This is a genomic window from Providencia alcalifaciens, assembly GCF_915403165.1.
Lineage (GTDB): Bacteria > Pseudomonadota > Gammaproteobacteria > Enterobacterales > Enterobacteriaceae > Providencia > Providencia alcalifaciens_C.
The window spans coordinates 572,841-597,474 of record NZ_OU659204.1 but is presented as its reverse complement, the minus strand read 5'-3'; the positions used below and the strand labels follow the sequence as shown (position 1 = coordinate 597,474).

At 43.3% G+C, this 24,634-nt stretch carries 22 protein-coding genes; 10 read left to right on the top strand and 12 right to left on the bottom strand.

Annotation, left to right across the window (positions count from 1 at the left end):
• Window positions 1-14: 14 nt before the first annotated feature.
• The 6 genes from LDO73_RS02610 to LDO73_RS02585 all read right to left on the bottom strand — a co-directional run bounded on the left by LDO73_RS02610 (window position 15) and on the right by LDO73_RS02585 (window position 6,465).
• A complete protein-coding gene (locus LDO73_RS02610; protein WP_181477955.1) occupies window positions 15-188 on the bottom strand; it encodes a hypothetical protein in 174 nt (57 codons plus the stop codon).
• Window positions 189-285: 97 nt separating this feature from the next.
• On the bottom strand, window positions 286-1,311 hold the full coding sequence (gene dusA, locus LDO73_RS02605; RefSeq protein WP_224060070.1) for a tRNA dihydrouridine(20/20a) synthase DusA: 1,026 nt from the start codon (window positions 1,309-1,311) through the stop codon (window positions 286-288).
• Between the two features lie 184 nt (window positions 1,312-1,495).
• Window positions 1,496-1,969, bottom strand: a complete 474-nt coding sequence (locus LDO73_RS02600) for a DUF6882 domain-containing protein (protein WP_224060069.1) — start codon at window positions 1,967-1,969, stop codon at window positions 1,496-1,498.
• A 16-nt stretch (window positions 1,970-1,985) separates the two neighbouring features.
• Window positions 1,986-2,921 carry a nucleoside hydrolase gene (locus LDO73_RS02595; protein ID WP_224060068.1) on the bottom strand — a complete coding sequence of 312 codons (936 nt, stop codon included), beginning with the start codon at window positions 2,919-2,921 and terminating at the stop codon, window positions 1,986-1,988.
• 99 nt (window positions 2,922-3,020) lie between these two features.
• Entirely contained in the window at window positions 3,021-5,180 is a 2,160-nt protein-coding gene (locus LDO73_RS02590) for an ornithine decarboxylase (protein ID WP_224060067.1), read from the bottom strand.
• A 271-nt stretch (window positions 5,181-5,451) separates the two neighbouring features.
• Window positions 5,452-6,465, bottom strand: a complete 1,014-nt coding sequence (locus LDO73_RS02585) for a mechanosensitive ion channel family protein (RefSeq protein WP_224060066.1) — start codon at window positions 6,463-6,465, stop codon at window positions 5,452-5,454.
• A 142-nt stretch (window positions 6,466-6,607) separates the two neighbouring features.
• On the opposite strand from LDO73_RS02585, the gene LDO73_RS02580 reads away from it, so the two are divergent.
• A complete protein-coding gene (locus LDO73_RS02580) occupies window positions 6,608-7,015 on the top strand; it encodes a DUF2750 domain-containing protein (RefSeq protein ID WP_224060065.1) in 408 nt (135 codons plus the stop codon).
• A gap of 45 nt (window positions 7,016-7,060) precedes the next feature.
• Here LDO73_RS02580 and LDO73_RS02575 read toward each other — a convergent pair whose 3' ends face one another.
• The 3 genes from LDO73_RS02575 to rbsK form a co-directional block, all read right to left on the bottom strand.
• Complete coding sequence (locus tag LDO73_RS02575) at window positions 7,061-8,077, bottom strand: aldose 1-epimerase family protein (protein ID WP_224060064.1); 1,017 nt, start codon at window positions 8,075-8,077, stop codon at window positions 7,061-7,063.
• Between the two features lie 63 nt (window positions 8,078-8,140).
• The gene (gene fucP / locus LDO73_RS02570; RefSeq protein WP_224060063.1) at window positions 8,141-9,448 is read right to left on the bottom strand and encodes an L-fucose:H+ symporter permease; all 1,308 of its coding nucleotides are present in this window, start codon (window positions 9,446-9,448) and stop codon (window positions 8,141-8,143) included.
• 161 nt (window positions 9,449-9,609) lie between these two features.
• Window positions 9,610-10,530, bottom strand: coding sequence for a ribokinase (rbsK, locus tag LDO73_RS02565; protein ID WP_224060062.1), 921 nt, complete (start codon window positions 10,528-10,530; stop codon window positions 9,610-9,612).
• A 183-nt stretch (window positions 10,531-10,713) separates the two neighbouring features.
• Between rbsK and deoC the strand changes: the two genes are divergently transcribed.
• Both deoC and LDO73_RS02555 read left to right on the top strand, forming a co-directional pair.
• Window positions 10,714-11,382, top strand: coding sequence for a deoxyribose-phosphate aldolase (gene deoC / locus LDO73_RS02560; RefSeq protein ID WP_224060061.1), 669 nt, complete (start codon window positions 10,714-10,716; stop codon window positions 11,380-11,382).
• Window positions 11,383-11,428: 46 nt separating this feature from the next.
• Window positions 11,429-12,208 (top strand): DeoR family transcriptional regulator, encoded by a 780-nt coding sequence (locus tag LDO73_RS02555; protein WP_224060060.1) that lies wholly within the window; start codon window positions 11,429-11,431, stop codon window positions 12,206-12,208.
• Window positions 12,209-12,362: 154 nt separating this feature from the next.
• Here the strand turns inward: LDO73_RS02555 and rnz are convergent, their stop codons facing one another.
• Window positions 12,363-13,277, bottom strand: coding sequence for a ribonuclease Z (rnz, locus tag LDO73_RS02550; protein WP_224060059.1), 915 nt, complete (start codon window positions 13,275-13,277; stop codon window positions 12,363-12,365).
• A 36-nt stretch (window positions 13,278-13,313) separates the two neighbouring features.
• A complete protein-coding gene (rtcR, locus tag LDO73_RS02545; RefSeq protein WP_224060058.1) occupies window positions 13,314-14,888 on the bottom strand; it encodes an RNA repair transcriptional activator RtcR in 1,575 nt (524 codons plus the stop codon).
• Window positions 14,889-15,368: 480 nt separating this feature from the next.
• Here rtcR and LDO73_RS02540 point away from each other — a divergent pair, with 480 nt between their 5' ends.
• The 3 genes from LDO73_RS02540 to LDO73_RS02530 are packed head-to-tail and all read left to right on the top strand — an operon-like array spanning window position 15,369 to window position 18,554.
• Window positions 15,369-16,487 carry a slipin family protein gene (locus LDO73_RS02540; RefSeq protein WP_224060057.1) on the top strand — a complete coding sequence of 373 codons (1,119 nt, stop codon included), beginning with the start codon at window positions 15,369-15,371 and terminating at the stop codon, window positions 16,485-16,487.
• Between the two features lie 2 nt (window positions 16,488-16,489).
• Window positions 16,490-17,716, top strand: coding sequence for an RtcB family protein (locus LDO73_RS02535; RefSeq protein WP_224060056.1), 1,227 nt, complete (start codon window positions 16,490-16,492; stop codon window positions 17,714-17,716).
• A gap of 22 nt (window positions 17,717-17,738) precedes the next feature.
• Window positions 17,739-18,554, top strand: coding sequence for a nucleotidyltransferase domain-containing protein (locus tag LDO73_RS02530; RefSeq protein WP_423810870.1), 816 nt, complete (start codon window positions 17,739-17,741; stop codon window positions 18,552-18,554).
• Window positions 18,555-18,615: 61 nt separating this feature from the next.
• On the opposite strand, the gene LDO73_RS02525 is transcribed toward LDO73_RS02530, so the two are convergent.
• Window positions 18,616-19,038, bottom strand: a complete 423-nt coding sequence (locus LDO73_RS02525; protein ID WP_224060055.1) for a DoxX family protein — start codon at window positions 19,036-19,038, stop codon at window positions 18,616-18,618.
• 637 nt (window positions 19,039-19,675) lie between these two features.
• Between LDO73_RS02525 and LDO73_RS02520 the strand changes: the two genes are divergently transcribed.
• Genes LDO73_RS02520 through LDO73_RS02505 form a run of 4 tightly spaced genes read left to right on the top strand, consistent with a single transcriptional unit; the run spans window position 19,676 to window position 24,624 of the window.
• Window positions 19,676-20,269, top strand: a complete 594-nt coding sequence (locus tag LDO73_RS02520) for a fimbrial protein (protein WP_224060054.1) — start codon at window positions 19,676-19,678, stop codon at window positions 20,267-20,269.
• Between the two features lie 52 nt (window positions 20,270-20,321).
• Window positions 20,322-21,014, top strand: coding sequence for a fimbrial biogenesis chaperone (locus tag LDO73_RS02515; RefSeq protein ID WP_224060053.1), 693 nt, complete (start codon window positions 20,322-20,324; stop codon window positions 21,012-21,014).
• Window positions 21,015-21,028: 14 nt separating this feature from the next.
• The gene (locus tag LDO73_RS02510; RefSeq protein ID WP_224060052.1) at window positions 21,029-23,536 is read left to right on the top strand and encodes a fimbria/pilus outer membrane usher protein; all 2,508 of its coding nucleotides are present in this window, start codon (window positions 21,029-21,031) and stop codon (window positions 23,534-23,536) included.
• 11 nt (window positions 23,537-23,547) lie between these two features.
• Entirely contained in the window at window positions 23,548-24,624 is a 1,077-nt protein-coding gene (locus LDO73_RS02505) for a fimbrial protein (RefSeq protein ID WP_224060051.1), read from the top strand.
• Window positions 24,625-24,634 lie beyond the last annotated feature (10 nt).

The window sequence follows — 24,634 nt, the reverse complement described above, 5'->3', positions numbered from 1 at the left end:
AGTTGCACTAATAATTAATAGTGCCCTTTGCGTGCTTGCTGCTCTTTGTAGATCTGCTGGTTCTCTTTGATGGTGTTTAACACCGTTCCCTCATAAGGATCTTGCTTTGGTGGTTCTCGCATCTGCCCACCTGACCCCGAACACCCAGCAACTAACAGCAGCAAAGAGGTTGCGATTAATATTTTCATCTGCTTATTCCTCATTCATTAATGAGTTTTATCATAGCATGCAGATAATCCTATTCAGCCCGCATCAACCAAAATCGAAATTTTATTTAAGCATTGTTTACTCGCCACGAGTGACAAACGCGAGCGCTTGTTCGACCACAGATAAGTCAGCACCTTGTTTATGAGCGTTTTCGCTTAAGTGGCGACGCCATTGACGAGCCCCCGGAATCCCTTGGAAAATCCCTAACATATGGCGAGTCATATGCCCTAAATAAGCCCCGTTAGACAGCTCTTTTTCGATGTATGGATACATACTACGTACAGCGGCCACGCTATCGACAATTGGCATTGTTTCATCAAACAATTGATTATCTACCGCGGTTAAAATTGACGGATTTTGATACGCTTCACGACCCACCATCACGCCATCTAAATGTTTTAAATGCTCTTTAGCTTCTTCAAGAGTTTTAACGCCCCCATTGATAGCCATAGTTAGATGCGGAAAATCACGCTTTAATTGGTATACGCGAGGGTAATCCAGCGGGGGGATTTCACGGTTTTCTTTTGGACTTAATCCTGATAACCACGCTTTGCGAGCATGGATAATAAACATGTCGCAGTCCCCTTTTGTGGAGACAGTATCAATGAATTCACATAAAAATTCGTAGCTATCTTGCTCATCAATCCCAATTCGCGTTTTCACCGTCACAGGGATAGACACCACATCACGCATCGCTTTGACACAATCTGCGACCAGCTGAGCATCCGCCATCAAACATGCCCCAAAACGCCCGTTCTGTACGCGGTCTGATGGGCAACCGACGTTCAGGTTGATTTCATCGTAACCACGTTCTTGCGCTAATTTTGCGCATTGCGCTAAAGCCGCAGGGTCACTACCGCCCAATTGCAAGGAAACGGGATGCTCTTCTTCGCTATAAGCAAGATAATCGCCTTTACCATAAATAATCGCACCGGTCGTCACCATTTCGGTGTACAGCAACGTATTTTTCGTTAATAAGCGATGGAAATAACGGCAATGACGGTCAGTCCAATCGAGCATCGGCGCAACCGAGAAGCGGTTAAGATTTTTGTAACCACCTGTTGTTGATGGTGTATTTTGTTCTATCGTTTGATTTTGTTGCATGTTGGTCTTTTGGCGTTGATATCGAATTTAAGGCTTATGCTGTTGTGAAATAGCAAAAGAAAGCCGCATTTTAACAGCTGGCTTTCTTTTGTCATAATAAACTGTTGTCATAATAAACTGGGTGGGTCGTTTTCGAGAAATTGGTGACGCCCTTCTTAGCAACGATAAAAAAGGCGTTTTTGGCTTACATTTTTTGGAGGGATACTTGACCGAATGTCATAAAAATCAGTGTACTGCCTGCAACGCCGCGATAAACACCTTGTTGCTCATTTAGCTCACATGCCAATGCGGCGAGTTGCCATGCATCATTCTCTTCGATATCGCTCACACGGGAAGTCAGCAAACTATTATCTTGGCGCTCACCGTAAGCTTTAACCGTGATCGCATCCTGCATTAATGGCTCTTCAATGGAGCTATTTGCCCAGCCCCACATCCAGCTACCCATATTTTGGTCATAAGTCCCAATAATTTGCACAGGTGCCGTCACCATTATATCGTCCGGCGCATGAAAAATAATGGTGCCTTCATCTTGGTCTACCGACCAACTGGCTTCATCCAGTTTCCAATTATCGCAATGGAACTGATTTTTCAATTGCAGGGAATTCATACTGCGTTCAATTAATGCCTCATAAGGCATCTGTTCTAATTCACTCTTCATGTTAAATACGATTCCATTAACCAATATTTTTCAGTGCCTCGATAACCATCTGCCAAAACTTGTCGCTATCTAGTTTCACAGCAACCTGCGTATGGCAATTGGCTGGAGCGGGATGACGAAAATCAGCCACCGTCATGCCAAGAGTTAACGTTCCCGTTAATTCGATGTTCACAGGGACTTTTTGGGTGGTCATCACTGACGGGTCAATCACATAAGCGACTGCGCAAGGATCATGCACTGGCGGCGCATCAAAGCCCTGAGCCTGTTTATACATTTTCCCGAAGAAATCCAGCAATTCGACGACAAACTGCGAGCATATCGTGTCTATTTCGGCAATTTTCGCCACTACCTCTGGCGTTGCCAGCGCTTGGTGGGTTAGATCCAAACCGACCATGGTTAACGGCCACTTTTCATTGAAAACAATGTGCGCCGCTTCTGGGTCAATCTTGATATTAAATTCCGCTACCGGGCTCCAATTTCCCACATGGTAGCCGCCGCCCATCAATACCACTTCTTTTACACGTTCGACAATCCGTGGTTCTAACCTTGCTGCTAACGCGATATTGGTCAGCGCCCCCGTAGGCACTAAAGTGATGGTTTTTGGCGGGTGGGACATGATGGTATCGATGATCAGATTCACCCCATGGCGTTCATCCAACGCTAACGTCGGCGTTGGAAGCTCTGGGCCATCCAACCCGGAATCCCCATGAATATCGGGCGCTACTTCCACTTCACGTACTAATGGCCGCGCTGAACCCGCAGCAAAAGGAATGCCGCGAATATTGGCCATTTCAGCAATCGCACGAGCATTACGGGTGACTTTTTCGAGAGTTTGGTTGCCTGCAACCGTGGTGACGGCGAGTAAATCGATGTCTGGATTACCGTAAGCCAACAGCATAGCAATGGCATCGTCATGCCCTGGGTCACAGTCTAAAATAATCTTTTTCGTCATAGGGTTGCCTTATCGTCAATCGGGATCCACATTTCGCAGATCCCAATTTAGCTATCTCATGGGGCAAAATCTATGCTTGATGTCTGAATACCAAGAGATTTATTTCAAAACATGCGCATACACGCGTTTTGGTCCATTTTCATTTTTCGAAATATAGACCCCTTGCAGCTCCGGCGCAAAACCTGGTAGCGCATTAATTCCCGCTTCCAACGCTTTAAAATACTGAAGAACAGGGCCTGACCACACTTCCCCCGGAACCACACACAGCACGCCCGGCGGATAAGGTAACGCGCCTTCTGCAGCAATTCGCCCCTCTAGCTCATCCAGCGGCAGTAACTCCACATTGCCACGAATAAACTCCAGATGTGCCTGTTGTGGATTCATTTTCACCACAGGGAAATGCGCCTTACGGAACATCTCTTTTTGCAGCTGTTTAATATTAAAATCTACGCTTAATTGATGCATTTCTTGGCACAATCGACGCAAAGTATAACCTTGGTACTGTTCCTGATAACGCTGATACACTGACGGCAATACGTCTTCAAATAACGCATCTTCATCCAAAAGCTGTTCGAAACGGACTAAGTGAGAAACTAGCAGCTCCAGTTTTTCCCGCGACTCTGCAGGGGTTAACAAGAACAAAATGGAGTTCAAATCACATTTTTCCGGGATCACGCCATGTTCACGCAGAAAATGCGCCAAAATCGTGGCTGGAACCCCGAAAGATTCATATTCCCCGCTTTCTACATCAATCCCCGGCGTGGTCAGCATCAGCTTGCAAGGGTCAACGAAATATTGATCCTGCGCGTAACCATCAAACGCATGCCAGCGCGCTTTCGGAATGAAATTAAAGAAACGCTTTTCTGACGCAATTTGTTCTGTTGGGTATTCATGCCACGGCTTGCCATCCACCAGCTCAGGCACAAACGGTCTAAAGTGACGGCAGTGTTGAATAATGGATTTTCGTACCTCAATTCCTTGTCTCACACACTCCATCCACATCATTTCCCCCGCTTCCCCTTGATGCATACGCGCATTCACATCCAGTGAAGCAAACAGTGGGTAAAACGGGCTGGTAGAGGCGTGCATCATAAACGCATTATTCAGTTTCTTATGGGAAACAAAACGCTCTTGCCCTTTGATATGGTTATCTTTCTTATGGATCTGTGAAGCTTGGGAAAAGCCAGCTAACTGTTTGTGAACAGATTGCGTCACCATAATACCGGGGTCATTTTCATTCAATTCCAGCAGTAACGGCGAGCATTGGCGCATCATCGGAATAAATTGTTCGTAACCCACCCACGCGGAATCAAACAGAATGTATTCGCAAAGATGCCCAATCTTATCCACCACTTGTCTCGCGTTGTAGACCGTGCCGTCATAAGTCCCGAGTTGGATCACCGCAAGGCGGAACGGTTTTTCTGCCTGTGCTTTTTCCGGCATCACTTCGCTCACCGCATTTCTCAGATAATCTTCGGTAAAACAGTGGGCATCAATTCCACCAATAAATCCAAATGGGTTACGTGCCGTTTCTAAATAAACCGGTGTTGCCCCCGCTTGGATCAAGGCACCGTGATGGTTAGATTTATGGTTATTGCGGTCAAACAGCACTAAATCACCCGGTGTTAATAAGGCGTTTAAAACCACTTTATTGGATGACGACGTGCCATTAAGCACAAAGTAGGTTTTATCAGCATTGAATACTTTCGCCGCAAATTTTTGCGCTTCTTTTGCTGCACCTTCGTGAATAAGCAAATCCCCCATCGCCACATCAGCGTTGCACAAGTCGGTGCGAAAAAGGTTTTCACCGTAGAATTGGTAGAACTGTTCACCCGTTGGGTGCCGACGGAAAAATTGTCCACCTTGGTGCCCAGGGCAGGCAAATGTCACATTGTGGCCCGCAGCATAATCCATCATTCGCGCAAAGAATGGCGGCAATAACTGTTCAAGGTATTGGTTTGCAGCATCCCGTAATTGGCGGCTATTCTCTTCGCGCGCAGCAGGCGCTGGCGGTAATAATGCCGTCAAATAGTCAGGTGTTGGTGCATTGTCTGGTAGCTGCTTGTCACTAATGACAAACAGCGGAATACTGAGTTTACTGTCTGCAACTCTCTTCCACAGCCCTTGGTTGGCATCTTGTTCAGAGAGCACAACCGCAGCAATATTATTTAACTGTGCATCGCGAATATCTACCCACTGGAATTGACCCGTAAAATAGATAGCGACCCCCTGGCTACATGCCACATTGATTTTCTTCATAGCAGTCTGGCTCTTGGTTAGCGAGGTAAAGAGGGGCTCAATATACTTGATAGATACTGAGATTGAAATAGTCAGAATTAATGCAAAACTATTCAGTTTTGCCTAGGGTAAATATTTTTTATAACTTACTGGTTAATAGTATAAAAATTTCCAGACAACCTCACAGGCTTTTTAGTCATAAACTATAAAAAATAAATTATTTGCAGATTAACCGACCAAAACAGACACTCATGACAGTGGATCAGTCGGTTAATTTTTTAGGATGACGAGGTTACTTGTTTCTTTCCACGTACAGAGTTTGAGATGGATACGCAAAGTCCGCATTGTGACGCTTAACTATCTCAATAATTTTCAAATAGACTGCTTGCTGTGCATCCAGCCATTCTGCCCAAACGGTGGTTTTCGTAAAGCAGTACACCATAATATTCAGGGAAGAATCAGCAAACGCATCGAAATAGACCAACAAGGTTTGCCCTGTATCGATATTTTCATCTTGCTTCAGCATGGTGCGAATATCGTCCACAATCGCGCTGACTTTGTCAGAATCTTCATAACGTAAACCGATTTCCGTTTTAATCCGTCGATTAGTCATGCGCCCCGGGTTTTCAACGCTAATGGAAGAAAACAGCGAGTTAGGAATATAGAGCGGGCGATGGTCAAACGTGACAATCTTAGTGATCCGCCAGCCAATTTCAACGACTGTCCCTTCAATATTTCTATCCGGTGAGCTGACCCAATCCCCAATATTAAACGGGCGGTCGAAATAGAGCATGATCCCTGAGAAAAAGTTACTCAGAATATCTTTACCCGCCATACCGATGGCGATACCGCCAATGCCCCCAAATGCCATCAATCCTGACAAACTCATGCCAAAATGTTCGCCAAATAGCAGCATAATGACGACGATGACCGCCGTCTTAAATACTCGCGCAATAATCCTAGCAGAAGTTGGGTCACTGCCTTTTTTAATCTGTTTTTTCTCTAAGCGGTTAACCAACTGAAAGAATTTTCGCGTGATAATCAATGCTATCACCGATATGGCGACTAAATTAATCAGTGGTGTTGAAATAAAGGTTAAATCAAAATCACTGGCTGCCATATCCACAGATTGAGCCGCCACCAACACCATCACGCATAGCACCATGGTTTGGATCACATGCACCAAAATGCTTTTTCGCTTATGTTTGTGCCGCTTGTGTAAAACTTCAAAAAGCAAATACAACGCTAAACAGACGGCAATGATGGTCATGCCAATGGCATATTTTTCAAGTAGTGCTTCTATCATGTCTATTGCCCTAAACTGACATTGAAAACCAATTTGCTGTGTAAAATATAACACTCTAAATAGTGAGTGAATAACTGCTAAGATATCAATTATTCATTTAATTTTCTCAATAATTATCAATTACTTTTCAGGTAGTCTAATAATGAACAGCATCTATTTTTCACCTAAAAAACAAGAAATCCAAAATGTTCTACTGCTGAATCCTCATCAACGATATGACTATTTTATCGGCAAGGTTGCGGACTGGGAGCAAGTATGGACATTGGGTAACCATGATGGCTTAGTCACGGCACAAGATGATAGCCAGTGTTTATTTTTACCGTTGTGGGTCGCAAAAGAGTATGCCGAATTATGCTTAACCGATGAATGGAGCGGATGTTACCCGCTTCCTATGACGTTGGAACATGTAATGATGGAAGTATTACCTGACATGGCGAGCGCTAATATAAAAACGGCAATTATGATGCTACCCAATGGCAAGGGTACCCCTACATTTAATGCTCAAAGCGTACTCGATGACTTACAAGAAGAGTGTCAGCAATATGAATAAAAAGGCTGCATATTGGCAGCCTCATAAAAAACTCAAAAACAAAATTTACTGTTCGACGCCCGTCGTCACGGTAAATTGACGGTTTTCTCCCGCCGCCAACCAAATCAACGTTTGGTTATTTTTCGCAGCAATAAACCCTTCTGGGCGACAGGTTGCTGGCAACACAAATGCCCCCACTTTTTGATCGCCATTATATAAAATCCAGCGAGTCGCATAATTTAGTTCATTGGCTTTAAACCGGGTCACAAACGTATTGCCTGCTGGCGAAGTCATCTTAAATTCAGGATTTGCAGTGTATTGGCTCAAATTATCCATAAAGAAGACAATTTCAGGGTCACACATTTGCGGCTGATTCAGTTGATTTAGCTTCACTTCGCCACACTTAAGAGCTTGGTTAAAATCGAGCCACTTTTGGGTTGGATGCACATGCCCCGGAATAGACTCACGCAGCTTAATCGCCTGCTCAGGAATATTCTGCGTTAAAGTGGCGTCGTCCACATAGGCATAGTTCATATGGCACATATATTGGAGCGGCATTGGCACTGATGCCAAGTTAGTGACGGACATATGAATATCAAACAGCGCACTATCGGTATGTAATTGCACAAATGGCGACGCACAATAATGATGGCCAAAGCCCATCACATACTCATATTCGCCACACACTTTAAGGCTGTTTTCTGTCAATTCAAGCCATGCGCTATCCATCGGTGCGCAGGGCATTTCCCCGTGTAGTGGGTGATTATCTTCTGGTGATGGGCAACCATTACTGATTATTCCAGAATGGAAGGCGAAGCAGCCATAGGTTTCAATCACGGTTGGAACAGGCTTGGGTTCTGAAAACATATTTTCCATTTTCAGATTTTGCCCGCAAAACTCAGCATCCCAAATCATCTGCCCTAAAAATGGCAAAATGGTTAAGTGCCCCTGCGAGTTTTCAACACGCAGCCCTTGCACGCCAGATTGATAGACAAATGCGGAAACGGAAAACTGGCTATTTTTCAAAACTAAGGTCGGTTTTTCCGTAAATAAGCGTTTATGTAACGGGATAATTGTGTTCATTGTCATACTCACGGTTTGAGGTAAAGATGGGTAGGCGTAACGCCTACCCTGAGTAACAGTTAATTATTTGGCTTGTTGTTTAGCTTTAAAGCGACGTTCGCCAACGAAGTAAATGCCCACGTAGACGAAGCACAACATTGAAACTAAGAAAGAGAGTTGCAGAGAGTGGGTGATATCCGCGACATAACCTTGAATAGCAGGCACAACTGCCGCACCCACAATCGCCATTACAATCACCGCACCCGCCATTTCAGTATGCTCGTTGTCGACGGTTTCCAAAGTGCCGGCATAGATAGTTGCCCAGCATGGTCCAAACAGAATACTCACTAATACTGCCGCATACACTGCGGTGAAGCTTGGCATAAAGGCCACATACACCAGGAACAGCACACCAATAATCGAATAGATAATCAGTACTTTATCGGCGTTAAAGCGAGTCATTAAGATGTTGGCAATAAACTTACCAATGAAGAAACAGGCGAAGCTGTACACCATAAAGTTAGAGGCATCTCGCTCGTTGATATCCCCCATTTCCAGCGCTAAGCGGATGGTGAACGACCACACTGCAACTTGCATGCCCACATATAAGAACTGGGCGATGATCCCTTTTCTAAAGCGGCTGTTTTTGGCTAAATATTTTAAGGTATCCAGTGCAGAAGGACGTTTATGATCCACCGTTTCTGCCACTTTACATTTCGGGAATTTAGTCAGTAAAAACAGAATCATGACCACGACCAAAACCATGATCATATAGCGGTATGGTTCGAGGGTATTTTCTAACATAGCCAGACGGAATTCATGAAGCTGTGTTGCGTCCATTCCCGCCATTTGATTTTGTAAGCTTTCACCTTCTGAGAACACTAAATATTTACCCAGTAAGATCCCGCCCGCGGCACCGATTGGGTAGAAAGTTTGGCTAATATTCAGACGCAGAGTCGCATACTGCTTTGGACCAATCATCGAACTGTAAGTGTTCGCAGCGGTTTCAAGGAAACTTAATCCAATCGCGATAGCAAAAATCGCGGCTAAGAACATGGTGTAAGTCGCCATATGAGACGCAGGGAAGAACATGGAACAACCCGCGATATACAAAATAAGCCCGATCATAATCGCGTATTTATAGCTGGTTTTCTTGATAACCAGTGAGGCAGGGATAGCAATCAAAAAGTAACCGCCATAAAACGCACTTTGCACTAATGCAGAGGCAAAGTTACTGAGTTCAAAAACGCTTTTAAACTGTGTGATTAAAATATCATTCAGTGCTGCTGCGCATCCCCAGAGCGGAAATAAGCAGGAAAGTAGGATAAATTGGAATATAGGTGTTCTGCTCAGGTAACCATCTGGTAACTGAGTAATATTTTTGATGTTCATATTAACCCTTAATCGTTTTTATTATATTTTTAACCGGTTAAACAGGCTTTAGTGCTCTAACGGCAACCTTTATTTCAACCGGTCATGCTCAACATCATTCAAATTCAGAGCAAATATTGTGGGTACAGGTAATGCTTCTGGCGCTTGAAAGATGGTTAATACTAATTATTCAACTGCACAAACTCACTGAACTGCTCGATACTTGGGTAAGAAGATTGCGTACCTTTTCCGGTTACACTAAAAGCCGAGAATAGAACCGCTTTTTTCATCGCTTCCTCGATATTTCCAGTGTGGACATAATAATGAGAGAAGCAGCCGATAAACGCATCGCCAGCACCACTGGTATCAATCGCGTTAACTTTGATAGCCGGAATGAACAGCTCACTATCGCGAGTCATCCATAGCGCACCTTTATCACCTAAAGTGACAATCAGGTTTTTCAAGCCTTTGTCTAACAGGGATTGTGCAGCACGACGCACGTCATCCATGGTGTCCACAGGCATATTGGTCAGAATCTCTAACTCGGTTTCATTCGGTACAAAGAAATCACAACGGCATGCGTAATCTAAATCCAGTGCGCGTTGTGCTGGCGCAGGGTTAAGTAACACAGGAATGTTGTGCTTATTCCCGAAAGCAATCGCGTGGTAAACCGTTTCCAGCTGTACTTCCAGCTGCAATACGATCAATTTGCATTTTTTCAGATCTTCCGCAGCGCGGTCGATATCTTCTGGAGATAAGAATTTATTCGCTCCTTTGACAATCAAAATACTGTTAGACGAATTTTGGTTGACAAAAATCGGGGCAACACCGCTCGATGTACAAGGTACCTTTTCTACATAACGGGTATTGATGCCGTAGGACTCAAGATTACGAATGGTATTATCCGCAAAAATATCGTCACCGACTTTGGTTAACATAATCACTTTTGAGTTCAATTTTGCCGCTGCAACCGCTTGGTTTGCGCCTTTACCGCCACAACCAATTTTGAATGCTGGCGCTTCGAGGGTTTCACCCTCTTTTGGCATTTGGTCGATGTAAGTGATCAAATCGACCATATTTGAACCGATAACTGCTATATCCATGACGTCCCTCGTGTTAAATAAATCACATAATGATATGATTCTAACATTATCATGTTGCAAAAATATCATTTGTGATTAGGATCTCGAATAACGAATGATCAAGTGTTACATCTGCCACATTTCCTCATTCATTGTTATCTAACCCACGTTTATCCTAATTTTCATTATATAGGAAGGTATAAAATGCAAGATTTAGCGAAATATATTGATCACACATTATTAGCCGCAGACGCAACTGTCAGTGATATCAAAAAGTTATGTGCAGAAGCTGCGCAATACCACTTTGCCTCTGTGTGTGTTAATACCGGTTATGTTCCACTTGCAAATGAATGCTTAAAAGATAGCGATGTAAAAGTTTGCTGTGTGGTAGGATTCCCATTAGGTGCTGGTTTAACAGAAACTAAAGCATTTGAAGCAGCAGAAGCGGTACGCCGTGGTGCTGATGAAGTGGATATGGTTATCAACGTTGGCATGCTAAAAAGCGGTGATTTAGAGTTCGTTCGTCGTGATATCGAAGCGGTATTTTCCGCTTGTGGTGATGCCACTTTGAAAGTTATTTTAGAGAACTGCCTGTTAACTGATGAAGAAATCACACAAGTTTGTGAAATTTGCCGCACAATGAAAGTTGGTTTTGTGAAAACTTCAACAGGATTCAGTACAATGGGTGCCACCGAGCATCATGTTGCCTTGATGCGCAAAGTCGTTGGTAATGAAATTGGCGTTAAAGCATCTGGCGGCGTTCGTACTCGCGAAACCGCAATTAAAATGATTGAAGCGGGTGCTAACCGTGTTGGCGCAAGCGCAAGTGTCTCAATTGTGACTGGAGAAAATATCACTCCAAGTGACTACTAAACAACGGGGCGCGGTTCGTCCGCGCCATCATAAAAAGGATTGCAGGGTGATAGAAACTAAACAAAAAGAACGCCTTCGCCGATTAAGTGAATGTATTAAACGTTCAGGACGCATTCATCTTAAAGAAGCCGCGAGAATACTCGAAGTCTCTGAAATGACCATTCGTCGAGATCTTAATGCGGATACCGAAGGCCCTATCCCGATGTCACTGCTTGGTGGCTATATTGTTTCTGTCACTCAACCTACCACCTTAGCCCCTCACGAACCTCATGCCGATATTTTCACGCCAGATCAAACTGAAGACCTGTATATCCCAAATTTAGCCGCCAGTATGGTCAGTGAAGACGATGTGATCTTTTTCGACAATGGCATCGAAATGGCGACCTTGATAGCCTTAATTCCAGAAGAAATTAGCTTTACCGGAATTTGTTATTCTCATAACGTTTTTCTCGCATTGAGCCAGAAAAAAAATGCCACAGCGCTACTGTGTGGTGGAGAATATCGCCCAAAAAGTGATTCTTTTTACAGCCCTACGCTGCCCTCTTTACTCGATTCCATTAACCCCAAAAAAGCATTTATGTCTGCCACTGGGGTTCACAGCACCTACGGGGTGACTTGCTATAATCTCGATGATTTACCGATGAAAAAGAAAGGTATGGAAAAATCTATCCGTAAGATTTTATTAGCGCCTTACAATCTGTTTGATGAAGTGGCGACCGCCAATATGGGCGAACTGTCCCAGTTTGATGTGATAGTGACAAACCGACAGCTGAGTGATGAGTACGAAACTTACTGCCGCAATGGGTTTGTGAAAGTGATTTACTAGTACGATATATCCCTTCATCTTTATATGTCGATTTTTACAATAAAAATCGACATTTCATATCTATGTGTCGATTGAATCGACACGATTTTCCTATATGTACATTTTCTGTCAGTTTTTCGACACGTTTTCCTTATGCGTGTCGATTGCTTCAAAACTAAACTCTCACCGTCAAATAATCTTCCGCTATTTGCGTCTCAGGAAACTCAGCTTGGCACTCCGCCAGTAAACGTGGAATTTCATCAGGTCCATAACGCCCACTGATATGCGTCGCAATAAACCGTTTTACCCCCGCTTGTTTGGCTAGCTGCGCCGCTTGGCGGGTAGAAGAGTGCCCATGTTCATTGGCTTTCGCCTCTAGCGCCACTTCTAACGTCGTTTCATGCACCATCACATCGGCATTTTTTGCCAATAACAACGCGTCTGGTGTTGGAATAGTATCCCCAAAAATCGCGACCACTTTACCTGCAACTGGCTCACCAAGGTAGTCAGCCCCATTCACGATACGGCCATCTTCTAGCTCAATAACTTCACCCTTTTTCAGCGCCTGCATCCAAGGCCCGCGAGGGATCCCATCTTGCTCCAGTTTTTGCACATTTAGCGCCCCCGGTTTTGGATGCTCTTCAATACGATAGCCATAACATTCTACGCGGTGATCCAACCGATACGCTGTGACAATTAGCTCCCCATCATCAAATAACTTACCTGCCTCAATTTCTACAATTTCAAGAGGATAAGTCATATAGGAGTCGCTCACTGATAAAACGGTTTCCACATACTGCTTCAACCCTTTTGGTCCATATAGTCTCAAGGGATCCGTCGTTCCCCCCATAGAACGACTACACAGCAATCCCGGTAAACCAAAAATATGGTCACCGTGTAAATGGGTAATAAAAATCTTCTCGATTTTAGGTGTTTTAAAGGGGCTATTTAAAATTCGGTGCTGGGTACCTTCGCCACAGTCAAAGAGCCAGTAGCTTTTACGGATACCGACTAAATTTAATATCATACTGGTGACATTGCGCTCTTTTGTTGGCACACCTGCGCTAGTACCCAAGAAAGTCAGTTCCATCATAATTCCTTGTTTTATCGTTATTATTATTTAAATCTATCTGATCTGATCCCAATCCAACCCAAACTTAGCTAAATATTTACGTAGCCGGTCGGCATCATTCGGTTGTTTTTTCTGTTGGCGAGACACCGCAAACAATGTGCGACCGGCTTCTGATAATGATGAAGATTTTCGGCACACATCCAGTACAGTGGCGAGCTGCTGCTGCTCAAACAGGTCGATTTCCCCCACTTGTTCGGGCAGCTGTAGTTTAGATTTAGGCTGCCACTGCTGACTCAGGCGCTGAATTTCTTCCTCCACCACTGATTGCGAAATGCGCCCACGTTCCGCAAAGGTTGCCATTCGGGAAATTGAAGCGCCTAGCTCACGGAAGTTACCACGCCATGCGGCTTGAGAGGAGCAAGCAAACTGAACATAGTGCTTGCGAGCTTCTCGGTCAAAACGGATTTGGCATTGCTCCGCTTGGCAGAATTTTGCCAGCTCATAATCGATATTCGGCTCAATATCCTCACGGCGATCCGCCAGCCCTGGCAACGCAAACGTCCACATATTAATACGGGCGAATAAATCTTCGCGGAATTTCCCCTCTTCCACCCACTCGGCAAGGTTGCGATGGGTTCCTGCTATCAACTGGAAATCACTTTGAATTTCACTGTCTGAACCGAACGGGAAAAAACTTTTCTCTTCAATGGCTTTTAAGAGCATGGCTTGCTCATCAAGCCCCAACTCGGCAATTTCATCCAAAAATAAAATGCCCCCATCGGCCTCTTTCAGTAGCCCTTGGCGCGGATTAAGTGCCCCTGTAAATGCGCCCTTCACATGCCCAAATAACGTGGACATCGCATTATCGCCGCGCAAGGTCGCACAGTTGATCTCCACAAAACGCCCTTTGACTTGGTGGCGTCCTTGGCGTAACTGATAAATTCGCCGAGCGAGGAATGATTTTCCTGCTCCCGTAGGGCCATTGAGCAAAATAGGCGCTTTAGAGCGCAGTGCCACGCGCTCGATTTGCTCAATCATAGTGTTAAACGCCCGATTACGGGTGGCGATACCCGCTTTTAAGAATGCCAATTGAGTTTGCTGTTGGCTGTCAAAACGGCTGGTGATTTGTGTATAACGACTTAAATCGAGATCAATCTCCGCATACATACCCGCAGGATCGGTTTCCCGTTCCCCACGAGTCGGTGAAGTCTGGATCAATTTTGCGGGCAGATAATGGGCTTCAGTCAGCAAGAACCAACAGATTTGTACTACGTGGGTGCCTGTCGTGATGTGCACCAAATACTCTTCGTTTTGTGTATCGAAAGGGTAGTCTGCGGAAAAATCCAGCAGTGAAGTGTAGACCTCTTCAAAATCCCACGGATCCGCAATATCCACTTCACGTAGCACCACCTCAGTTTTCGGCGATGCCTGCTCAATATCCTCTTTCACGCGGCACGCGAGCGAGTAGTCATTCACCTGATGAATTAGCTCAAAACGGTGAATATCTAAATCTGCTTGTTGGCACAGTCCCACGGTAGGCCGCCATTTGTTCCAGCGATTGGCTTTTTTACCTCGGCGGTCGAGCACAGTACCCAATACGCCAATAACCACTTTTCTTTTCTGATTCATATTTATAAAAATTTATAAAAGGCGATATAAAAATATATAAATAAGAATAAGTCATTCTGCCTAACAATGGCACCAAAAAAATCATTAAAATAATTAACCATTAAATATCAATCATTTAAAAATATTTAATGGCATTCATAAAAAGTTGGCACGCATCTGGCAATAGTCTAGCTGTCCACTACCGGAATTTGTCAGAACTTCAGTTCTACCGGTGCAGACATGGTGGCTAGCCCCACTTCATGGTCTGTATTCCGCCGTTGGTAAGACCTATCTGGTAATAGCATGCGCTATCGGGTTCGAGTCCCGACATTCAAAACCAAATGAATAAAACGTGGTTGCCGTTTCGCCACACAGTGTTATCCGAGTCATCGCACCGGGCATTGAGCAGAACAGTAGACAGCCCTATGGCACTCAGCTGTTTCCCTCTTCGCTTCGTCGATAATTTCGATAACACCTCAATAAATAAAAAGGAAAATAACAATGACAAAAATTAACGTGGCACAGGGATACATTGCACTGACTTCAAACAAAGGCGATTTCAAGCAACTGTTCACCGCTGGTGAACATCGCCTCAATGATTGGTTTAATAAACTAACGGTTTCACTGTTTGAACTGAATAATGACCCAATTGAAGAAAAACTCGCTGAACATTTACGCCAGTTTCATCCTGATTGGGTTGAAGAATACTGCGTGGATATCACCCTCGCAGATGATGAAATGGGCTTGGTTTATTTGCATAACAGCCTGACTGAAATTTTAGCGCCCGCGACGCGCCGGCTGTACTGGAAAACAGGCAATACGTTATGCATCAAGACCCAATCAACAGACGATGTGGTTATCAACCCAACATTACTGGCGCGCTTGGCGGGTAAAAAACGCATCAAAGGTACCGATCTGGCCTTAATCAGCCAAGTCCCTGCATGGCATGTGGGCATCTTTAAGTTGGATGGCGAGATCCAGTCAGTTTTACAACCCGGCACTTACGGCTACTGGAAGATTTGTCGCAAGCCTGAAGTGGACGTGATTGATACGCGATTACAGGCATTGGAAGTCAGCGGTCAGGAGATCTTGACCAAAGATAAAGTGACTTTACGTGTTAACTTATCGGCAAACTGGCGCTATGCCGACATTTTATTGGCGTTATCCAAATTGAGCCAACCGGTAGACTATTTATATCGCGAGCTGCAATTTGCCCTGCGTGAAATTATCGGCACACGTACCTTAGATGAGCTTTTGGAAAACAAGCAGTTAATCGACCAACTGATGATGGATCAGGTGGTACAAACCGCCCTCACTTTCGGTTTAGAAATCGATAGCATTGGCGTGAAAGATATTATTTTGCCCGGAGACATGCGCACCATCTTGTCTCAAGTAGTCGAAGCCGAAAAATCGGCGCAAGCCAACGTGATCCGTCGCCGCGAAGAAACCGCCGCCACGCGCTCACTGTTAAATACCGCCAAAGTAATGGAAAACAACCCCATTGCCTTGCGTTTAAAAGAACTCGAAACCTTAGAAAATATTGCACATCGAATCGACCAAATTTCCGTTTACGGTGGATTGGATCAAGTATTAAACGGATTGGTAAAAATTAAGGAATAACAATGAATAACAATAACTTTAACCAAATCATGCAGCCAAATAGTGCCCCTGTAAAAATGTGGACTCACGGAGTTCCTGTCGATCCTGCGGCAGTGACCCAATTGCAAAACACAGCCAAAATGCCGTTTATCTTTAAACACCTCGCAGTGATGCCAGATGTGCATGTGGGTAAAGGTTCCACCATTGGGAGCGTGATCCCAACTAAAGGGGCGATTATCCCTGCGGCGGTTGGCGTGGATATCGGATGTGGGATGATTGCGGTACGTACATCATTAACTGCATCGGATTTGCCAGATAGCCTGCAAAATATTCGTTTTGCCATTGAAGCCGCGGTACCTCACGGACGAACCACCCATCGACATGGTCGAGATAAAGGCGCTTGGCATCGTGCTCCTGATATTGTGGATACCCATTGGGCGCAACTGGATGAAGAGTTCAAACGTATCTGCGATAAGTACCCGAAGTTACGTGGGACAAACCATTACAACCATTTAGGAACCTTGGGAACGGGGAACCACTTTATTGAGCTGTGTCTGGATGAGCAAGACCGCGTTTGGGTAATGCTACATAGCGGGTCTCGCGGTGTGGGAAATGCGATTGGTAACTTGTTTATTACCTTAGCGCAAAAAGATATGCAGCAACATATCGCCAACTTACCCGACCGTGATTTAGCGTATTTCCAAGAGGGTAGCCAATACTTCAACGACTATATGGAAGCCGTAGGTTGGGCACAAGATTTTGCCCGCCATAACCGTGAAGTGATGATGCACCGCGTACTGGAAGCGCTGTCGAAAGAAATCACCAAACCGTTTATGACGCAACAAGAAGCCGTAAACTGCCACCATAACTATGTGCAGAAAGAGCAGCATTTTGGTGAAGAGATCCTAGTTACCCGAAAAGGGGCCGTATCTGCCCAAAAAGGGCAAATGGGGATCATTCCTGGTTCAATGGGAGCCAAAAGCTTTATTGTTCGAGGTCTTGGAGACGAAGAGAGTTTTTGTTCCTGTAGTCATGGCGCAGGACGCGTAATGAGCCGAACAGAAGCCAAAAAACGTTTTTCAGTGAGCGACCAAAAGATAGCGACCGCCCACGTTGAATGTCGAAAAGATAGTGATGTAATTGATGAAATTCCAATGGCTTATAAAGACATTGATGCGGTTATGGCAGCCCAATCATCGCTGGTAGAAATTGTGCATACTCTACGCCAAGTGGTGTGTGTGAAGGGGTAATTCTCCCCAATTAGGAGTTCAAATGGAAAATAGCAGCATGGAAAATATAAGTGATGGCGTATCCATGCCGATGCGAGAAAGGATACGTGAAACATTAAGCGAAATAGAGCGCACTCACCAAGTCAAAATATTATTTGCCTGTGAATCCGGTAGTCGTGGTTGGGGGTTCGCCTCACAAGACAGCGATTATGATGTGCGCTTTATTTATGTTCATTCACTCGATTGGTATCTCACACTCGATAGAAAGCGTGATGTGATAGAGAAGCCGATTGACGATGAACTGGATGTGTCGGGTTGGGAATTATCAAAAGCCTTAAAACTGATGCGTAATTCCAACCCCGCATTAATTGAATGGTTACAATCACCAATTGTTTATCATAAAGATGAGGATTTTTTTGCTCAGTTAGAATCATTGGCTGAACAATTTTACTCACCGTTAAAAGCGCGTTATCACTATCTTTCTATCAGTAAAAGGAACTTACACACTGATTTCAAAGGCGAAGAAGTGAGATTAAAAAAATACTTTTATATCTTACGATCAGTATTAGCCTTGCGATGGATAGAGAACCATAGAAATATGCCACCGATGGCTTTTAGTGATTTAGTCGCGGCATGTGTTAGCCAAAAGGATGTATTAGCGGAAATTAATACGCTGCTAGAGATAAAAGGTCGAGGCAAAGAAAGCCTTTATGGTGCGCGCAGACCCGCTATTGATGCATTAATCCAAGAAACCATAGACAGCATGGAACGCGGCCAATTTCCAGAGCCATCCTGTAGAGATAGTCGCCTGCTAGATGCGTTCTTACAGAAAACCATCTTAGAATTTAGTGCTAAATAGCGTTTTTCGTGATCAAACAAAGGGCATCGATTTCGATGCCCTTTTCACTATGCCACACTATTTATCGCCAATTTTCGCTTTTCACCACGGAATATTTCCCGGCCCCCAGCAACGCAATCGCCAGCGCACTCACAAAGAAATAAACGATACTCTCAATCGCCCATGCCCCTGTTTTATCCAGTAAGAACGTTTTATCTAACCCCACCATTAACCATGCAACAACCATCGTGAACGCCACTAACAATGCGGATGGTCGGGTTAAAATACCCAACACGATGAAAATAGGTGCAACCACTTCACCCAAAAGTGTGCCGTAAGCAATAAATTCAGGTAAACCATACGAGGCTAACAACCCTTTGATGCCACTCGCCCCTGTTAGCAACTTGCTCATTCCGTGAAATAGCATTAACCCACCCACTGCTAAGCGCAACAGCAATTTTCCTGCGTCTTCATGTGACAAACAACGATTGAAAAGTCCGACCATTTTGCACCCCATCTCTCTACGTTATGTTACTTATCATTATGGTTCAAAAATCAGAAATGAGAATTGTTTTAATTTTCATTTTATTTATCTAAATCAAGGTAATTTTAGTTATTTCTAATACACTATTTCTTATTCAAAAATAACGTTTATGCTCTCTTTTTTTGAACTAATTTTTTGAACCCCACAACTCAATGTGCAGTTAAATTGAAAAACACCCCATCAAAAATTAACCACATAATTAACAAGACTAATCACTCAATAAATTTTTAATTAATTAAACAAAATATTAAAAAAGCATAATACTCTTTTTACTTGTTTAAATATTGAAGATAAATAAAAATAAAAAATTCCAGAATAGAAATAAAATAACAAAATAGAATCTTCCTTATATTATCTATACTTAACTAAGTAACATCACTCATTACAAGCAATAAAATAGAATATATGATAATCAAAAATAAAAAATGCAGACTTTTAATCTGAGAATTTAAAATCATTGGTTTTATAAACCTAAGAATTCCACTTTACATATCTTGAAGATCTTTAAACCTTGTCTAAGCTTAAAAAGCTAGTCAATTCTGACTCGCGAAAAAAAATCACTTATTTTAATTAATCGAGAACCTCGATGGGGTTAATTATGCCTAGACATATACTTTCTCTATCAATACTGTCCTTATCCGTGTTATCTGGCTCAGTAATTGCTGCCACAAATAGCCCTGGAGGTATTATTTCTTTCTCCGGTGCAATTAGTGATACTACCTGTACGATTAATGGTAATAACAGCGCTGATATGTCGATTGCTTTAGATCCGATTATATCTTCTGATGCAGGAACAACGGCAAGTACAGTTATTACAAAAAACCAAAAAGCCTTTGCGCTTACCTTTTCAAACTGTGCAATTGTTGGTGGGGGTACACCAGCAGGAACATTAAAACTTCACTTCTCTTCAAGTAATATTTCGCCTTCAGGCCTGTATTTAATGAATACAACAGTGAACGAAAATGATCCGACCGTTGCACGTAACGTGGGCTTTAGCTTGTCACAGACAGGATCACCAACCGTTGCTATTCCATTAAATACGACCTTTGATACTCAGCTAACTGCAGCCAATACCACTTCAGCTGCAGGTGCGACATTAAACTTAATTGCTAGCTACTACAAAACAAATGCGACTGCCGCATCTGTCGGTGCGCTGCAATCAAACGTTATTTATACCGTTTCATATCTATAACAATAAACTCAAGCTAGGTTCCTATGAGCCTAGCTTTTAGTGAGAATTTATTATGAAAATAAAATTATTATTCTTACTTATTTTATTATTCTCTAAAGAAACCTTTTCAAACGTTATTATTACAGGAACACGAATTATATATCCTGAAGCTGCACAAAGCATGTCCATTCAATTAACTAATAACAGTAACACGCCGTCATTAGTTCAATCTTGGATTGATGATGGAAATATAAACTCAACACCTGAAAATTCAGATGCACCTTTTTATCTTTACCCTCCTATTATCAAAATAGAAGGTTTACAAGGTCAACAATTAAAAATCAAAAAAACAGATAGAAAACTTCCAGATAATGTTGAAAGTGTTTTTTATTTAAATGTCTTAGATATTCCTAAAGCACCGGACTCAATGAAAGGGAAAAATGGAATTCAATTAGCAGCACGTTCAAGAATAAAATTATTTTATCGACCTACGGGATTAACTGAATCACCTGAAAATATCACAGACAATATTAGTTACAAGCTAAATAATAACGGCATTGTCGTGAATAATAACTCCCAATACCACTTTACTATTGCTGCTATTACAACGCCTGAAGATAAAAAAACAGCGCTTATTGATTCAGAGATGGTTCCACCACACACATCCAAAACGCTACCGTTAAAAAAGCAGTTAAAAGGTAACAATCTTATTCTGACTTATGTTGATGATTATGGTGTTTTCAAATCTAAAAACCTTCAGCTTTAACAGAAGAAACCATCATGAAAAAAGAAAATTATCTCTACATCCTTATTTTAATAGGGCTACAGACTTATCTAAAAAATGCATTTGCAGATGAATTTGATACCTCCCTTTTGGTGGGTGAATCTGCAAAAGGAGATATTTCTCGTTTCTATTCTGATGGGCAAATTCCAGCGGGCAAACAGCTTGTGGATCTCTATGTTAATCAGGTTTGGAAAGGACAATTTGACATCAATGTTGAGGATAATGGTAAGCAGATCAGCATTGCACAAAGTGATGTCCCTAAGCTCGGTTTAAAGGCCACGCCTAACCAAACAGATCAGCCTGAGGATAACGCATATGTTCAACTCAGCTCACAGGCACCCAACCTACATTACCAATTTAAAATCAGCGAATTGCAGCTGAATATTACCGTTCCACAAGTATCGATTAAACAATCTGAATCTGGTTATGTCGATCCTAGCTTGTGGCAACATGGAGTCCCAGCCATTATTTTTGCTTACAATACAAATTATTACAGTTATAAAGAGAAAAAACGCGAGAAGAGAAATAATGAAAATTTCTATGCCACCCTCAACTCAGGTGTCAATTTAGGTGCATGGCAATTTCGTGATGAATCAAGTTATCGCTATTCATCCCATGGCTCGCAAAAATGGCGCAATAATACCCGCTATGTATACCGCCCAATCAGCCAAATTAATTCAGGGTTGAAGGCTGGCGATTTTTATACACCAACGGCACTATTTAATAGCATCCGTATACGAGGTGTAATGCTCGCAACGGAAGTCGGTATGTTGCCGAACTCAAGTCAAAACTTTGTGCCGATTATTCGAGGCGTCGCACAAACCAATGCCTTAGTCACCGTTTATCAAAATGGGTATTTGGTCTATCAAGAAAACGTTCCACCGGGAGAGTTCGCATTTAACGATATTCAGCCTAGTGCAGGAAGTGGTGATTTATTGGTGGTAATACAAGAGGCTGATGGTCGAAAAGAGTCATTTTCAGTTCCCTACTCCGCCGTGCCAGACATGCTTAAAGAGGGAGTTTCCAACTATAACGTTCTTGCTGGGCAAGCAAAAATCGACAATACCTCATACCAACCTAAATTTATTCAAGGTGAATATCATTACGGTTTGAATAACTTAGTGACGCTCTATTCCGGCGCTCTACTCAGTGAGAAATATTACTCCGCCGTCATTGGGAGTGGTTGGAACTTTCGCTTTGGTGCTATCTCCGCAGACATCACTCATGCCAAAACTAAATTGGATAGCGGAGATAAGAGTGGCCAAAGCTATCGTTTAACCTACAGTAAATTTATTGATGCCACCTCGACCAGTTTAACTCTCGCCACGTACCGTTATTCCACCAGTGGCTACTACAGCTTTGTTGATTCAATTTACTCTCATGATAACTACAAAGCATGGCAGCGATATCAAGACGAAAATGCCAACCAAATTGGCAATAATAATAACAATTCAGCTCTCTCGTTAAGTAACTTCGATGCCCTACGAGGATCACGGGCGAAAAATACTTTCACCGTTAACTTGAATCAGCAACTTGGCGACGATTATGGCTCTGTTTTTGTTTCTGGAACTCATCGTGATTACTGGAATACCCACGGCAGTAGCCGAGAGTATCAAGTCGGTTATGCCAACAACTACAACGACATTTCCTACAGCGTATCCGTATCACGGATGCGTAATTATGATAATAAAGAAGAAACCCGCGTTTATATGAATATTAGCGTTCCCATTAACCTATTTGAAAAACGCGCTAACGTAAGCTTAGGTAGCTATTTTACTGACTCTCACTATGAACAAACAGCTTTGAGTGTCAGTGGTATCGCGGGGAAAGATAACCAAGTTAATTACACCGTGACGGGCACAAATCAGTCTGGGGGCAACAATGTCCTTGGTGGAAATATTACCTATAAGCACCCTTACACCACATTATCCGGCTCTTATACCGAAGCGAATGATTATCGTCAGGCAGGGTTAGGTGCCCGAGGTACCTTGGTCGCTATCCCTAACCATATCGCCTTATCGGGTGATACCGGAGATACCTACACCATCATTGATGCCCCAATGGCCAATAATATGATGGTCAATGACGATAAAACCACACTAACTAATCAACGCGGTGTGGTGCTAGTAACCAACAGCACCCCTTATCGCGCTAACTCATATACCCTTTCTGATACTGAAAAAACAGAAGGCGCTGAAGTACTCGGCAATATGGCAAATATTAGTCCATATAAAGGCGCAGTTAACTACATTCAGTTAGAAACCGACACTCGACAAACCTTTATTTTACGCGGTGAGTTAGCCGATGGTCACAGCCTGCCATTCGGTACTGAAGTCGTCGATCCACAGCAGCAAAATATTGGCTATGTAGGGCAATCTGGCGTGTTGTACCTTAAGAGTGAACAGCTACCTTCAGCCTTACACATCAAGCTGAAAGGGGAAAAAGAGTGCGTGATCCATCAACCAGTTAACACGATGGATAAAGGTAAAAACCGCTGTCAATAAAGGAAACTCCAATGAAAAAAACCACATTGGCACTATTATTTTCAAGTTTACTTGCCGTCAGCCAGTATGCCTCTGCTAACTGTCGACAAGCGTCAACAGTCACGGCATCCCCTATTGCTTTTGACTTATCAAACGACTTAACCAGCTCATCAACTGTCGTGACCAAAGACTCTCGAACCATATTTTCCGGTACATTTACTTGTACCAATAATGGATTACTCCCTAATGTCGTAGGTATTGCCTCACCATTTCAAGGTCGAAAAGCGACCGTGGGATTTAATGGGGGCAAGCAATTAGTCGAAGTCACCGTCACCCAATTAGAAAAAAATAATGTGTCAAACTTGTCCCCCGGTACCCACAATGCCAATGAACTCAATGTAAATTTCACTATGCAATTTACCCTGGTGACCGTCAAACCGAGCTCGAACTATATTGAAATTGCAGGAAGCACCGCAACCATTAACCCCGTTGTTTTTGCTTCGGATGCATCCACTTTAGGTCTTGTACAATGGCTTCTTGATGTGGTGGCTAGACTTTTAGCATTTTTACTGGGATTTGTATGGACAACTCAGCCTGATGATATCTATTTGCAACCCGTTCAAGTGACTTATAGCCCTATTACCACCACCTGTAACTTTGCAAATCAAGGTTTAGTGGTGACTTTGCCGCCCGTCAGTATCAGCACCGTCAAATCAGCAACACGCGCAGGTTATACTCCCTTTAACCTCAACTTCACTTGCAGTGATTTTCTTGCAGGAGGCAACGCATCAAGGGATATCAATATCTTTTTATCCAGCAGCAGCTTACTCGCGACAGACAAAACCACCATGAATAATACGGCCAGCCAAGGTGCCGCCGGTGTCGGTTTTAGACTCGTTATGGCAAGTGCTCCTAATACCCCTATCACTCTATCCAATAGCGTATCAGCACAAAATACCGCAACCTCTATTTTCACGGTAACAAAAGGGAATCCGATATCCCCATCATTTACTCTCAATATGGGGGCTTACTATTACCCTTATACCCCGGCAATTGTGACGCAAGGCCCTGTATCCAGCACCGCAACTGTGGTCATGTCTTATAATTAGAAGGATGAAA

Coding starts and splice junctions, on each gene's coding strand:
- LDO73_RS02520 (WP_224060054.1), top strand. CDS start 19,676: ATGCCTAGACATATACTTTCTCTATCAATACTGTCCTTATCCGTGTTA.
- LDO73_RS02590 (WP_224060067.1), bottom strand. CDS start 5,180: ATGAAGAAAATCAATGTGGCATGTAGCCAGGGGGTCGCTATCTATTTT.
- fucP (WP_224060063.1), bottom strand. CDS start 9,448: ATGAACATCAAAAATATTACTCAGTTACCAGATGGTTACCTGAGCAGA.
- LDO73_RS02600 (WP_224060069.1), bottom strand. CDS start 1,969: ATGAAGAGTGAATTAGAACAGATGCCTTATGAGGCATTAATTGAACGC.
- LDO73_RS02585 (WP_224060066.1), bottom strand. CDS start 6,465: ATGATAGAAGCACTACTTGAAAAATATGCCATTGGCATGACCATCATT.
- dusA (WP_224060070.1), bottom strand. CDS start 1,311: ATGCAACAAAATCAAACGATAGAACAAAATACACCATCAACAACAGGT.
- rtcR (WP_224060058.1), bottom strand. CDS start 14,888: ATGAATCAGAAAAGAAAAGTGGTTATTGGCGTATTGGGTACTGTGCTC.
- LDO73_RS02505 (WP_224060051.1), top strand. CDS start 23,548: ATGAAAAAAACCACATTGGCACTATTATTTTCAAGTTTACTTGCCGTC.
- rnz (WP_224060059.1), bottom strand. CDS start 13,277: ATGGAACTGACTTTCTTGGGTACTAGCGCAGGTGTGCCAACAAAAGAG.
- LDO73_RS02510 (WP_224060052.1), top strand. CDS start 21,029: ATGAAAAAAGAAAATTATCTCTACATCCTTATTTTAATAGGGCTACAG.
- LDO73_RS02575 (WP_224060064.1), bottom strand. CDS start 8,077: ATGAACACAATTATCCCGTTACATAAACGCTTATTTACGGAAAAACCG.
- rbsK (WP_224060062.1), bottom strand. CDS start 10,530: ATGGATATAGCAGTTATCGGTTCAAATATGGTCGATTTGATCACTTAC.
- LDO73_RS02525 (WP_224060055.1), bottom strand. CDS start 19,038: ATGGTCGGACTTTTCAATCGTTGTTTGTCACATGAAGACGCAGGAAAA.
- LDO73_RS02595 (WP_224060068.1), bottom strand. CDS start 2,921: ATGACGAAAAAGATTATTTTAGACTGTGACCCAGGGCATGACGATGCC.
- LDO73_RS02535 (WP_224060056.1), top strand. CDS start 16,490: ATGAATAACAATAACTTTAACCAAATCATGCAGCCAAATAGTGCCCCT.
- LDO73_RS02530 (WP_423810870.1), top strand. CDS start 17,739: ATGGAAAATAGCAGCATGGAAAATATAAGTGATGGCGTATCCATGCCG.
- LDO73_RS02515 (WP_224060053.1), top strand. CDS start 20,322: ATGAAAATAAAATTATTATTCTTACTTATTTTATTATTCTCTAAAGAA.
- LDO73_RS02610 (WP_181477955.1), bottom strand. CDS start 188: ATGAAAATATTAATCGCAACCTCTTTGCTGCTGTTAGTTGCTGGGTGT.
- LDO73_RS02580 (WP_224060065.1), top strand. CDS start 6,608: ATGAACAGCATCTATTTTTCACCTAAAAAACAAGAAATCCAAAATGTT.
- deoC (WP_224060061.1), top strand. CDS start 10,714: ATGCAAGATTTAGCGAAATATATTGATCACACATTATTAGCCGCAGAC.
- LDO73_RS02540 (WP_224060057.1), top strand. CDS start 15,369: ATGACAAAAATTAACGTGGCACAGGGATACATTGCACTGACTTCAAAC.